The organism is Microlunatus sagamiharensis, assembly GCF_900105785.1.
Taxonomy (GTDB): Bacteria; Actinomycetota; Actinomycetes; order Propionibacteriales; family Propionibacteriaceae; genus Microlunatus; species Microlunatus sagamiharensis.
Map to the genome: position 1 here is coordinate 3,597,113 of NZ_LT629799.1, position 12,836 is coordinate 3,609,948.

10 protein-coding genes are annotated in these 12,836 nt (G+C 66.5%); 6 read left to right on the forward strand and 4 right to left on the reverse strand.

The features are described from left to right. Positions 1-180: 180 nt before the first annotated feature. Positions 181-1,116, forward strand: coding sequence for a hypothetical protein (locus tag BLU42_RS16600; protein WP_091076867.1), 936 nt, complete (start codon positions 181-183; stop codon positions 1,114-1,116). A gap of 435 nt (positions 1,117-1,551) precedes the next feature. Here the strand turns inward: BLU42_RS16600 and BLU42_RS16605 are convergent, their stop codons facing one another. Both BLU42_RS16605 and BLU42_RS16610 read right to left on the reverse strand, forming a co-directional pair. Beyond that, the gene (locus BLU42_RS16605; RefSeq protein WP_091076871.1) at positions 1,552-3,420 is read right to left on the reverse strand and encodes a hypothetical protein; all 1,869 of its coding nucleotides are present in this window, start codon (positions 3,418-3,420) and stop codon (positions 1,552-1,554) included. Further along, positions 3,417-4,298, reverse strand: a complete 882-nt coding sequence (locus BLU42_RS16610) for a site-specific integrase (RefSeq protein WP_091076874.1) — start codon at positions 4,296-4,298, stop codon at positions 3,417-3,419. The genes BLU42_RS16605 and BLU42_RS16610 overlap by 4 nt, the downstream gene beginning before the upstream one ends. Before the next feature lie 1,184 nt (positions 4,299-5,482). On the opposite strand from BLU42_RS16610, the gene BLU42_RS16615 reads away from it, so the two are divergent. The 4 genes from BLU42_RS16615 (at position 5,483) to BLU42_RS16630 (ending at position 10,559) form a co-directional block, all read left to right on the forward strand. Further along, positions 5,483-6,660 (forward strand): IS3 family transposase gene (locus BLU42_RS16615; protein WP_407940214.1). Its coding sequence is split into 2 segments (ribosomal slippage): positions 5,483-5,743 and positions 5,746-6,660, totalling 1,176 coding nucleotides; the frame shifts between segments, so codons are not numbered across the junction. Positions 6,661-7,499: 839 nt separating this feature from the next. Further along, positions 7,500-9,263, forward strand: coding sequence for an IS30 family transposase (locus BLU42_RS16620; RefSeq protein ID WP_091076878.1), 1,764 nt, complete (start codon positions 7,500-7,502; stop codon positions 9,261-9,263). A 10-nt stretch (positions 9,264-9,273) separates the two neighbouring features. Then, positions 9,274-9,513 carry a hypothetical protein gene (locus BLU42_RS16625; RefSeq protein ID WP_091076881.1) on the forward strand — a complete coding sequence of 80 codons (240 nt, stop codon included), beginning with the start codon at positions 9,274-9,276 and terminating at the stop codon, positions 9,511-9,513. A 197-nt stretch (positions 9,514-9,710) separates the two neighbouring features. Further along, positions 9,711-10,559 carry a hypothetical protein gene (locus BLU42_RS16630; protein ID WP_091076885.1) on the forward strand — a complete coding sequence of 283 codons (849 nt, stop codon included), beginning with the start codon at positions 9,711-9,713 and terminating at the stop codon, positions 10,557-10,559. 111 nt (positions 10,560-10,670) lie between these two features. Here BLU42_RS16630 and BLU42_RS16635 read toward each other — a convergent pair whose 3' ends face one another. Next, positions 10,671-11,318, reverse strand: a complete 648-nt coding sequence (locus tag BLU42_RS16635; protein WP_157720038.1) for a hypothetical protein — start codon at positions 11,316-11,318, stop codon at positions 10,671-10,673. 91 nt (positions 11,319-11,409) lie between these two features. Beyond that, a complete protein-coding gene (locus tag BLU42_RS16640) occupies positions 11,410-11,934 on the reverse strand; it encodes a DUF805 domain-containing protein (RefSeq protein WP_091076892.1) in 525 nt (174 codons plus the stop codon). A gap of 274 nt (positions 11,935-12,208) precedes the next feature. Between BLU42_RS16640 and BLU42_RS16645 the strand changes: the two genes are divergently transcribed. Then, a complete protein-coding gene (locus tag BLU42_RS16645) occupies positions 12,209-12,730 on the forward strand; it encodes a hypothetical protein (RefSeq protein ID WP_157720039.1) in 522 nt (173 codons plus the stop codon). The last annotated feature ends 106 nt before the right edge of the window (positions 12,731-12,836 follow it).

A 12,836-nucleotide genomic window follows, 5' to 3' on the forward strand; every position in this document is an offset into this window, starting at 1 on the left:
CGTCCGCCCCGGCACCCGTGGGACACCACTCCGCATGGGGCTGGGCGTTCGACGTCCCGCGCCGGTCGGGCCCGAGCACGACGCCGTTCGGCCGAGCCGTGGAGCAATAGGGCGAAAGCCCCACGCGGAACCTGAAGGACGCCTAAGGTCAGCGCACCCCCGAACTCAGAAAGGGCCCTCATGCGCCCCGCTCTGCCCGTCCTGGCCGCCGGCACCCTCGCCGCTGCCGCGCTCCTCGTCCCCACCGCGGCCTCGGCCGACACGCAGTCGCCGTGGCTCCGGCAGCACCACCAGACGCAGTCCCAGAAGCGGGTCAACGACCCGAACTTCGCCCTGCGGTGGCACGTCGTGAACCACAAGGTCACCGTGCTGGCGCGCGACCGTGTCGCCGTGCCGTTCGTCTACAGCTGCGGCGACGCGCAGAACCCCACGACCATCGCGGTGAGTCCCGGTGTCTTCCAGGACACGTACAGCGAGGACGACAAGGCCAGTGCCTACTTCGAGAGCTCCGACGACGACACGGTGCCCTTCCCCGTCTTCACCTGCGACAGCAAGGAGCACACCCTGAAGACCGTTCTGACGGCCGACCCCGAGGACAGCGCGAAGGGCTTCGAGAACGGCACCGTCGAGGTCGGGATCCTCGTGCTCGGCCCGTTCAACCCCATCCCTCCCGTCCCTCCCGTCCAGGGCGCGAGGACCAGCCCCAGCGGGGACGAGACGATCGTGCCGGTCGAGGACGGGATCCCCGACGAGTTCGGTCCGAGGTTCGAGCACGCCGTCGTCGGCACCAACAAGGTGCGCGACGCGCGGGCGAAGGTGGCGGTCACCGTCAACGCCACGCCCGAGACGACGCCGCCCGGGTCGAAGATCACCGTCAAGGGCACCGTCAAGCGCAACGGCACGGCGTACCAGGGCAAGGCGGCGAGCCTCTACTTCCAGAGCAACGACCGCACCCCGGCCGTCCAGGTCGGCAGCGCCACGGCGAGCAGCAGGGGCACCCTGACGACCAAGGTCACCGTCACCGGCCCGGGGACCTACTTCTGGACGACCACGTCGACCAGCAAGACGCAGAAGGGGTCGTCGACCGGCGACTACGCGGCGTCCGCCCGCGTCTGACGCACCGCCGCTGCGCCCGGCCGTCCTCCGACGGCCGGGCGTACGCGTGCCTGCATGATCTGGACCGACTCGCCCCGAGACGCAGAGAGGACCGGCCCCGAAGGACCGGTCCTCGTGATCGTCAGCGGTTCACGATTCCTAGTCAGCGCGAGGTTGCGGTGTACGCGTCCCGGACATACCAGGTGGGAAGTCCCGAGCATTAAGAGCGAGGGCGCCTCCACCCTGAGATGGCCCTGTGCGGCCGTGACGGGCAGCTGAAGCGTCTCGGGTGCGCGCTCGGCCTGGAACCCGGGGTCACGCGGTGGGGAGGCCTGAGTCGGGGTCAGCGATCGAGGTCGCTGAGGGCCGAAAAAGTCCAGGGCATTACTCGTGTGGAGACGCGAAAGGGGCCGAACCACCTAGGTGGTTCGGCCCCTCGACTATCAGTTCGTGTGTCTACGTTCTCGGCGGGATCATCGTCGGCGGTCGGCCGAGTCGGCGTGCCAGCTTCGCGAGGTTCTCGAGGTACGAGCCGATGGTCAGCTCTTCGGGCTCCTCCGGCTTGGCGAGTTCGGTGAGCTCCTCGCCCTCTTCGGACGGTTCGATGACTCCCCACTGCCTCTTGTAGTTGGTGATGGCGACCATGAGCGCGATGCTCAGCATGATGATGGGCTCTCGGCGTGCGCCCCAGTTCATCTTCTGCACGTTCGACTCGTGAGGGGACTTGACGATGCCGAACGCGCGCTCGTTGAGCGCGCGGACGGCTTCGTAGAAGTAGGTGTGTTCCCAGGAGCCGGGGACGTACGCCGGCTGGTACTGCTTGAACTGCTGCGGGTTCAGGGCGACGGTGACGTGTCCCTGGGAGCAGCATTTCTTGCTCTCGGCAGCCCAGGTGGGCTGGATGGTGCGGACCTGATCGGACGGCGCGATCATCGACTCCGGCTTGAGGGGGCAGCGGACGCGTCCCTGGACGGCCGGGCAGATCAGGTCGACCTTCGGCACCTCGACGCGGGGAGCCGTCTTCGAGGGCCTGCCCGGGTTGAGCGCGGCCATCCGCAGGCGGCTGTTGGTGCCCATGAGCAGCGGCAGTCGTGCGGCGAGCGCCCTGTCGCGCTCTTCCCCGCCGTCCTTCAGCAGATCCGCCGACCGCCGGACCCAACCCTTGTCATCTCCAATCAGACCGGCAGCGAAGGGGCAATAGATGGCGCCTGAAGCCATAATCGGTCCCGGGGCGACCTGGTCGGGGTCCCGGTCCCCCGCGAGCGGGAGCAGCTCTGAGACCGTGTGCCACGGTGCCGGGTAGCGGCCGACCGGGCTGTACCCGTAGCGGTAGAGCATCTCGGCCCACCCGTTCTTCACGTTGTAGCCCATGTCAGTCGTGCAGGTCGGCTGCCGCCGGTTCTTGCCGTCGGTGGGCTTACGCGGGTCCAGTCCGTTCGCCAGGTGGTGCTTCAGGGCCATCTCTGTGGCCTGTACCGACCCGGAGGTGGTTCGCCCGAAGCTGATGGCGGTGATGAGTGGGGTGACGTTGCGGATGTTCTTCACGGCTCCGTGCCTGACGATGGCCGTGACGCCGATGCCCTCCGCCATCTTCTCGGTGGTGCCGCTGAAGCCGTCCGCTCCGTCTTGCACCGTGCCCTTGCCGCGTCGGTAGAGGGCTGCCATCGCAACGGGCGATCTGTAGGCGTGGGGTTTGGTGCCGTCACCTCTCCGCACGGCGCTGACGTCGTACGTGGTTTCGTCAACGACGATGTCACCCTCGTACCCCGCGGGTGCCTTATCGGCGACGGAGCCGGCAACGATGAGGTTGACCACGGTGTGCGCCGACAGCCATGCCTGCAAGGAGCGAGCCGAAGTTTCCTTGTTGCGCTTTGACAGCCGCAGCTTGGCGTCGGCGTTGGTCAGCCTCCGGGCTGGGATGTCTGCGTGGGAGTCGAGGCAGGTCAGCAGCCGGGTGAGCCACTGCTGGAAGCGGGTGTACTCGCGCCGCTGAGCCAGTTCGTCCCGACACAGCCGTCGTCGGTCCTCCTCGCTGAGGATCACCCCGAGAGACGCTCGCTGCTCGTCGGTGAACACCCAGATCATCACGCGGAACACCTCGGCCATCGACGGCAGGATGCCGACATAGGTGAGGAAGGCCATCGCCACGAGAACGGCGCGGAAGGTGTACTTGATCTCCGCGGAGGGCCGGCCCCCAGGCCCTTTCGGGCCGCCGTTCAAGCCCTCTACGTACGCCTCAGCACCCGACGCCTCGACCAGCAGGCGCATCTGAGTGAAGAGGGTGTTCTTGATCGTGTAGGTGCCTTCGCCTCGCCGGGTGGTCACTTGGTCGCCGCCTTCAGGATCTCCAGCGCGGTTGCCGGCTGGTAGGTGTTCATGTAGCGCCGAAGGGTGGCGATCGTGTGGCTGTCGTTGAGGTCGGCGAGCTGATAGACCATCGCGGCCGGCACGTTCTTGTTGGACAGGTCGACGATCCACCAGTGACGCAGCCGTACAGCGGAGAACGACAGAGCTGGGCTTCGTTTGCGCAACTCGGTCTGCACGCTGTGGACGCCGCCCCTCTCGCCCATCGGCACCAGCGGCGCCCAAGGGTCGGTAGCAGACGCCGCGAGGGCGAGGAGCCGAGCCGACTTGTCGACATCCATGACGGGCACCTCCCGCATGGCCTTCGAGGTGTCGCTCTTCAACGTCACGACGGCGATCACTGGGTCCTGCTCGGCCCGCGCGATGTCGCAGGCTCTGAGAGCGCGGATCTCGGAAGCCCTGGCGCCGGCACCGGTCGCCAGGTCAAGAACGAAGAACATCTTTCGCCGAAGTGCGGGGCTCGCCGTCCGCGCTTTCGCGTAGAGACGCCTGATGTTCTCGGAAGTGTCAGGCGCCAGTGCTTCCTTCGGACGCGGGAGCGTCAACCGCGGCTCAGGGAACGCGAGCGGATCGAGCAGGCGTCCGACCCGGTAGAGCCGCAGCCGGAGCGTGTTCAACCCACCGGCCGTGCGCCCTGCGCGTACCTGGCCGAGGTAGTGGTCGATGACTGACGGCCTGAGCGCTCGCTTCACGTCGAGGTGGCCGCCATGGTTGTCGGTGTCGAACTTCAACAGCCGGCACAACTCGCCCATCAGCGACCGGTCCTCCGTCGTGCTGATCATTGGGGTTTGCATGATCAACTCGGCAGCGGCTTCGATGACTGCCTTGCTGATCTTCATTCGCGGCCGGTAGTTGAGCAGAGAAGCAAGACGCGCAGACGGCTCGTGCCGTGCAGCGGAGTCAGCTTCCAGCTTGGGCCGGGGTGCGCGTCTGGTCGAGACGGTTGCCGTCACCGCGAGTGGCAACAGCGTCGTGGCACGGACGGCAGTAATCGGTCCAGCGTCGAGGGCCGGCTTCATGCTCTTGTGGCGGCCCATCAGAAAGCCACCTCGCCGGACTGGTCGGCGGGTCGACTTCCGGGCATGCCGGAGCAGGGGTAGTGTCGCAACTGTCGTTCTCCTTGGAGGCGACGCCGGTCGGCTAAACCGGCGAGCTAAAAGTGATGGATTGCTTGGCTGGGGACGCCTGTGGAGGGCGTCCCTCGCCGTTTCTGGAACCAGCAGATGTAACCTATAGGTGACATTTCCGCTTGGCTAGAGCTGTCAACGAGGGCCTCAGCGCGGAGCCAGCGACGAAGTAGCGCGGCTTCGACCTTCGTCCAAGTGGAGTCGGCGGACCGCGGGGCACCCTAGAGCCACACCACTGATCCTGGCTAGCCAGGAGCTCGCCCTTGCTTAAGCTCAGCGAAGCGTCGAACCCCACGTTGATCGCAGGCCGGTACTCGCCACTGCTTACGCGAGGCGAGGGCACGCTCTCAACGCCTGCTTCAGCACGGCTGCGCGCGCCCGCAAGAGCAGTAGACACCAAACCAACCACGACCTCTGCGCCTCCAACGCGGTACGACCTCATCGATCTAGACGTGACTCGGAGTTGTGCGCTTCCGCCCTTCCTGATCTAGATCTGACTTCTCACCTACAGCTGGGTCTTGGTCGGCAAACGCAGAGTATTGCGCTTGCGGCGGAAGTCGACGACGACACGCGCAGCGCTAAGGTTGCGCAAACGGTGTACAACCTGTTACGTCACACCCGACAAAGACAAATCGGAACCTGCCTGACCGTGTTGCACGCCAAGCCAAGAGCGCAGAAAGGGCCTTTCAGAACTGCCTATTCGATACGTGCAAACGCAACGTGCGACGGTGCTACACAAGAGGCAACGCTGTTGCGTGCAGGGCTCGCCTGTGGCTACCACAAGTAAGCGCAACGTCCCTCGGCGCAGAGGGTTCCAGGAGCGGCATGGGACTGCTGCAGGTTCGGTTGACATCTGACTTGTGGCGGCTGAGGGCCGCTGCGGAAGGATGTCGATCATGCCCGCACCCCATCCCAAGGAGTTCCGTGACGACGTGGTCGCGGTCGCCCGGCGCGGCGAGGCGCCGTTGTCGCAGGTTGCGAAGGACTTCGGGATCAGCGAGTCGTGCCTGCGTAACTGGCTCAAGTCCGCTGACGTCGAAGAGGGCGCCCGGCCCGGCACGACGCGGCAGGAGTCGGACGAGCTGCGCGAGCTGAAGCGCCGCAACCGGCTCCTCGAGCAGGAGAACGAGGTCCTGCGCCGAGCCGCGGCGTATCTGTCGCAGGCGAACCTGAAACTTGGCCAGTCCCCAAACTGACCTACCCGCTGGTCCTCGACCTGGCCGCGACCGGAGTTCGCGTCGCGGTGACCTGCCGGGTGCTCGGCTTCTCGCGTCAGGCCTTCTACGCCTGGCAGCACCAACCGGTCAGCGACCGCGACCTCGACGACGCCTACCTCACCGACGCCGCCTTGGCCGTGCACGGCGACGACCCGGAATTCGGCTACCGCTTCGTCGCCGACGAGCTGAGAGCTGCCGGCCATCAGGCGAGTGAGCGGCGGGTGTGGCGGCTGTGCTCGCAGGCGCAGATCTTCTCCGCCCACAGCCGCAAGCGCAGCAAAAACGGCAAGAGCGGCCGTCCAGGTCCGCCGGTCCATGACGATCGGGTGGAGCGCGTCTTCACCGCCGACGCGCCGAACGTGTTGTGGCTGACCGACATCACCGAGCACTGGACGGCCGAGGGCAAGCTCTACCTCTGCGCGATCAAGGACGTCTGCTCGAACCGGATCGTCGGCTACTCCATCAGCGACCGCATGAAGGCTGCGCTCGCCGTCGACGCCCTCAACAGCGCCGCCGCGCGACGCGGCCACGACGTGGTGGCGGGCTGCGTGGTCCATAGCGATCGAGGTAGCCAGTTCCGATCGAGGAAGTTCGTCGCCGCGCTGCACGCGCATGGTCTGCGCGGCTCGATGGGTCGAGTCGCCTCAGCCGGTGACAACGCCGCGATGGAGAGCTTCTTCGCGCTGCTGCAGAAGAACGTCCTCAACACCCGCCGCTGGGCCAGCCGACAGCAGCTCCGGCTTGCGATCGTGACTTGGATCGAGCGGACCTACCACCGCCGACGTCGGCAACGCCGCCTCGGCCGGCTCACCCCGATCGAGTTTGAGACCATCTACCTGGCCGCTAACGCGGCCTGAACTAACTCACCCCGAGTGTCAACCAGACCTGCAGCAGTCCCCACTCACCACCCCAACGACTCGGTCGAGGCAGGATCACCGAGACGTAGGCAGTCCGGCTCAGCCCGCCTAGACCCGAACCAAATCGTCCTCAAACGCTGGCCTACCCGTACTCACGTACCGTGGAGCGATACCCGCACCTGGGGCCTGACCTAGCAAACCTGCTAGCCCAGGGGCGGGCTCCACGCCTTGCCGAACTGACCCTTTCGCTCCCAGGCTCAAGCGCGCGGCCCCGCGCACCAACAGGACGTAGCCCGAGCGCGGTCCGCAAATTCGCTCCGGACCCGGGACATGAAGTACGCCTTGCACGGCGTGGCACCTCCGTTCGGTCGAGGGGCCGACGTCCTACGGATGCAGCCGGAGGCCGCGCATCACGTAGGGTCAGGAAAGCATCGCTGACCAAAACCTTCCTGTCGACGAGCCGCCGGTACCGCCGCGTGCGCCAGGTACGCCGGATGCCTCTCTCCCCTCGAACACGAAGAGTGCTTTGGATCCGGAGGTTCGGCTTCAGTCCGAGGTGACCGAGAGCGCTCCTAGTGTTGGCAACCAGAGTGAGAAAGGCCCGCACCAGTGGTGCGGGCCTTCGGATGTCTGAGGGAGGAGGCAACGCCCGCGAGGCCCTCAGCGCTTACGTCAGATCGTACCCCGGGCACCTGTACGCGCGAGGAAGAGCCAGCGCCCCTGGCCGACCTGAGCAAGCGAAGCGCAGATACGGCGCTGGCGCGGTTCCCAGGAATTTTCGTTTGACGCCCGCCAGGGTCTATCGATCGACGCAACACCTTCAGTGGAGGTGGTGGGTCATGCATCTGCGTCGAAGTTCTGCGCTGGGTCGGAGGTTCCTGGATTCGGTCAGGGAGGGCCACGGTCTCAAACCGTCCGCCCGCGCCGCGGGTATCGGGAAGGAGACCGCCTACCGGTGGCTGCGCGAATCCTTCGTCGAGCTCCGCCAAGCAGGGGTCGGTGTGGTCGAGGCGCAGCAGCAGCTGGGCTACTCCTCACGGCTTGTGCTCGAGTGGGAACAGCTGCGCCTCGCTGCCGGGCCGGACCCGCGGCATCACCTGGCGCATGACGTGGCTGTCGAGGAGACGTTCTGGGCTGCGTTCAACGCCGGCGCGAGCGCGGTCGAAGCAGCCCGTGCAGCGTCGGTGAGCTTGGCCACCGGTTACCGCTGGTGGCGCCGATGCTTTGAGCAGGCTCGCGAGCGGGGCTTGACCGTCCGGGCCGCGGCGGCGCGGCTTCGGATCCCGCCGCGGCGCGCTGAGCGGTGGGAAGCGGATCGGCGTGCGCGAGTAGCAGAGCAGCAGCGCGCCGTCGTCGCTGCCGACGCTCGGGCGATCTGGTCGGCAACGCGTCAGGCAGCACTGCTCACGGCACCTGCCCCCACGCGCGACGAACTACGCGAGGCTCGCTACTGGGAGCTCATGAGGTCAGGGCTGACGAACACCGCGGCTTGCAAGATCCTCGGTGTGAGCCGTCGAGCGGGGTCGCGGATCCGCCATCGCAGCCGCTACCAGACCGTCGCCCAGACTCCGGCCAGATGGTGGAGCGGGCGCTACTTGTCACTGCCGGAGCGGTTGAAGATCGCCGACCTGCTCGGCTTCGGCTGGTCGCTGCGCAAGATCGCCGCCGAGCTCGGCCGGAGCCCTTCCACGATCAAACGCGAGCTCGACCGGCACCGCGACGACCAGGGCCGCTACCTGCCCCACTCGGCTGACCACAGCGCCCAAGTGCAGCGCCGTCGCCCTCGAGCTCACAAGCTCGCCGCTAACGCGCGGCTGCGACGGCTGGTGCAGCGCAAGCTGAACCGCTACTGGTCACCCGACGAGATCTCGGGCTGGCTGCGCCGCACCTACCCCGACGACACCCGCATGCGCGTGTCGCCCGAGACGATCTACCGCGCCCTGCTCGTGCCCGGCGGGGCGACCTTGCACGAGCGCTACTGCCAACGCCTGCGCACCGGTCGACGCCTCCGCAAGTCGAGGTGGCTCAGCACCACCGGCGGCGGCGCGCCCGTGCAGAACATGACCATGATCAACCAGCGCCCAGCGGCGGTCGATCGGCGTGAATGCGTCGGCGACTGGGAAGGCGACCTCATCATCGGCGTCGGCTCGGCGTCCGCGATGGTCACCCTGCGTGAACGCGTCACCCAGTTCGGCCTCATCGTGAACCTGCCCAGCGACCACACCGCCGCCAGCGTCAACCAGGCCGTCGCAGAAGCCTTCTCGGGCCTGCCGCCCCAGGTGAAGCACACCCTGACCTGGGACCAGGGCGTCGAGATGGCCCGCCACCAAGACCTCGCCAAGATGATTGGGATGCCGATCTACTTCGCCCAGCGCAGCAGCCCCTGGCAGCGCGGCGCGAACGAGAATTACAACCGTCTCGTGCGCCAGTACTTCCCGAAGGGCACCGACCTATCAGTCCACCCTGCCGCAGCCGTGAAGGCCGTTGAGGACGACCTCAACCACCGCCCCCGCAAGAACCTCGGCTACCGCACTCCTGCCAGCGTGCTGCGGGCCGCCGCGCGGTCCACTTCTATCGCTGCGCAGCGAGCTAGCGAGGTATAGCGTCGCGAGGGTGGAGTCAGAGGACGAAAGCGATGCCTCCTCAGCGAAGCGTGCTGCCCTCGGCAACAACTGGCCCGGGAACGGCTGGCTCGGCACCCCGTTGATGATCGCCACCGTCTCTGTAGTTCTCGCGGTGATCAACGCAATCGGTCATCGATGGACTTTCATGACCGGCAACCTGCTGGTCGTAGCAGGGATGATCTTGACTTTCCTGGCCTTCCAGAGGGCTCGCAGACGAGCCGAGCAGTAAGCTCGAAACTCTCGAATCAGACCGAGTGTTGCGTCGACGACTTGGACCTGCCGCCCGCTCACCGGGCTTTTTCTCGGGCGGGTCATACGAGAATCGGGCCGAGCTAGGACTAGGACCGGCGCCGTACGCCTTGCATGGCACCGCGAAACGGACGTCATCCGGGATCGTTCTCTGCCACTGACGTGTGTACTGAGGTCGTGCTTCCGCACCCTGCGTTTCGCGCCCACTTCACCGACGCGATCTACGACTCCGACCTCGCTGCGAACGACGACACGCTGCCCTTCGGCACAGATGAAGGCTCCGACACCCTCAGCGAGTGGTCGGACGGAGCCGCTGTGCTCCAAGCAGACCCACGCCTCGATGTCGTCCTCGGCTTCAAAGCCACCGCTCTAGCCCGCGAGGCGGCCGACGACGACGACTCGGCCGACCAGCTCATCGTGGCCGGGTTCGTCCTGCTCCGCGCTGCCGGAACCATCACGTCCGCCGATCAACGCCTCCTCCTCAAGGTTCTCCGTCGTCAGGCCGAACAGAGCAGCGACGAGGGCTACCAGACCATGCTCGACGACCTGTCGACCTTCCCACCTCAGGGAGCCTCAACACCACCACGGCAAGCCCCGAGCAAGCCGCGTCCATGGATAGTCATCGCCGGCGGCTGGAACGACCCCCCGCACGCTCGCTGGCTCCGCCGGATCGCGCGATCGGTCCTTCAGGACCATGACTGGACGACCTGGTGGACCGCCGCACCGATCGAGCGGCTCGTCCTCATGCCGAGACCCGTGGGTCATCCCGGCAGACCGTTCCACTTCGAGAGGCGCGGTCGCACTCTCGAGGTGATCGGCAGCTCGGCCGAGCTCACTGCACTGTTCAACCGGCTCGAAGAGGCAGAACGGAGAGGAGAGCAATTGGACCCTTCCCTCAGCACCCACCAGCTCCACCCAGACGCCCCACGCTGGTTCCGCGAACTCATCCTCTCCCTGTCCAGCGCGGCCGCCGAGTACCTCGATATGCCACCGCCACCGCCCACGCTTCCAGGCACCCGAGGCTGAAGCCGCGGGTGAAGGCTCCACCTCTCGAGTCGCGACCGCACCAGGGCAAATGCATGGCCCTCGTGCGTGGTCCGCAGGGGGTCGGCCTTCGAGGTCGGCTGCGGCCTGGCTCTACCAGCTTTCGCGGTAAAGCACCTCGCCACCGGGGATGACGATTGGGAGGCTCTCGTCCTCGTCCTCGTCCTCGTCGTCGGTCGTCTCGAGCTGCTCGTCACGCGCTACGTAGACGCGATGCGCACCCGCCAGTTCCAGGCCCGGAATCTCGAACCACGGCTCTCCGAAGTCGTGCACTAGCGCGTACAGGGCCTGCCCAACGCCCCTGTCTCCGATTCTGGCGCGCGCGTCTTGGTCGGACTCGTCGGGGTTGTTCCGACGATGCGCCTCCCGACCGGCAGCAACGACGTCCTCAACGCTGGTGACCTCGAGGTCCCAGCGCGACACGACGCTGACTGAGACCTCGGACGACAGGTCCTCCTCCTCGTCGTCGTCGAGTACGTCATCCTCGTCGTCCTCGTCGAGATCGACGGCGAGCGGAAAAGTCCCAGTGTGGTCAAAGACGGCGTCGTCCCAGGAAGCCGCGGCTCGTCGGACGGTGGCGTTCAACCCGAAGACTTCGTGGACTTGGGTGGAGCCTCCGCTGAGCTCGAGCAGGCGCGCAGTGTGCTGCTCGATTGCCGTGGCGAACGCGTCCGCAGCTGCCTTGAGCCGGCTCCGGGTCTCATCGGAGTACTGGTCGAGCTCGGCCTCATCAATCGCCACCACTCGAGCCTAAAGACCTCGCCTCCTTCCTGGAGGCAGGTAAGGCTCTACACCGACCGATTTCGTATGACGGTCGCCTTCTGATAATCGCTCAGGTCGCAGGTGAAACGGTGAACGCTCGGTCGTAGCGCTCACCACGGGGATCAGATCGCTGTGCGCACAACACGAGTAGCCAGACCCACCCGACGACGGGCACTAGGACGATCAGCTGCCACCCACCACTGCGGTTCGTGTCGTGCAGCCGTCGAGCGTTCAGCGCTAGGGAGGGGACGAAGGTCGCAAGGGCCCAGAGGGTGCCCGGCAGGCTAGTTGGGCTGAAATAACTCGGTGAGGAGTAGTCGGCCCACCACAAGGCGATGCTTCCTCCAACCGCTACGAAGCGGACGACCTCAAGCACCACGGCAACCAGGGCGGCGAGGATCATCCACCACCAGAACTCGCTTCGGCTCGCTCGGCCGCTGAAAGTGACGTACCGCGTCCAGAAGAGCTCTGCCGCCTGCCATGAGGAGGCCCCGTAGACGGGTTGATCGCGGGCTCCGCGGCCGTCGATGGTTCCGGTCTGTCCGAGCTTGAGGAGTCTGTCCTCCCAGCTCGGCCCGCGCCCTGAGAACTCCACGTCTTCCTTCCGCTACTGCCGGCGCGCCGCGCTCGATCGCACGTCAGCCTCCCACGGGATCGGCTATCGCGCTTCGACTCCGGCGGCTTCTGCAAGCCCGCGATGACGCCCGCAGTCGGGGAGGCGCGGCCGTTGCGCCTGCTTCGTACGGCGGTCGGGATTGGCTTGCGAGCTCCGCAAGACGGTCGGCTTGTGAAGACGGTCGGCGCTGGTCGGACGGACAGCTTGCAGGAACTGCCGGCGTGGGTCGTGCCCGTGGCCCACGCTAGTGCTCGTGACCACCTGGTTCGCCCGACTGAACTTCAGCGGTGCCTCCGAGGCCCAGCAGCGCGTCGTGCAGGGTGTTGTCGCCTTGCTGGACGAACTCCAGCCAGCTCGGCTTGATACGTCGCGGTCTGTGGTGGAACGCGAGCGTGGTGAGACCTGGGTGAGGCTGCGCCATGAAGCGGAGCCGTGGCTGGAGATCGACTTCGTCGTCACCGACGGCTGGGTGAACTTTTACGGCGTTATGGGCCATGACGAGGCTTACTCGCCGCGACCCGAACCGCGTGACGGTTGGGAAGCAGAGACCATCGACATCCTCTCCGACCTCCTGCAATCGACCTTCACTCGCGAAATCCAGACTCGTCGGGGCAAGCCCTGGCGCGAGAAGCTCATCATCAGCGAGCCCTACGACCGGACGTCAACTGAGCTCAAGTCACTTGCCGCCCTACTGCCGCTCGGCGGTCGGGCACAGCACCCTGACATCCAGTCCGCGAGCTTTAAGTGCCGCGGATCGCGCCCCTCGACGAGGTAAGATGGTCGGTCCACAGGTGCGAGGAGAGCTCCCGGCAAGAAGAGCCACGCGAGTCGTTCCGCAGGACGGTCGCCTTGCGTGCTCCGCACGACGGTCGGCTTTGAGA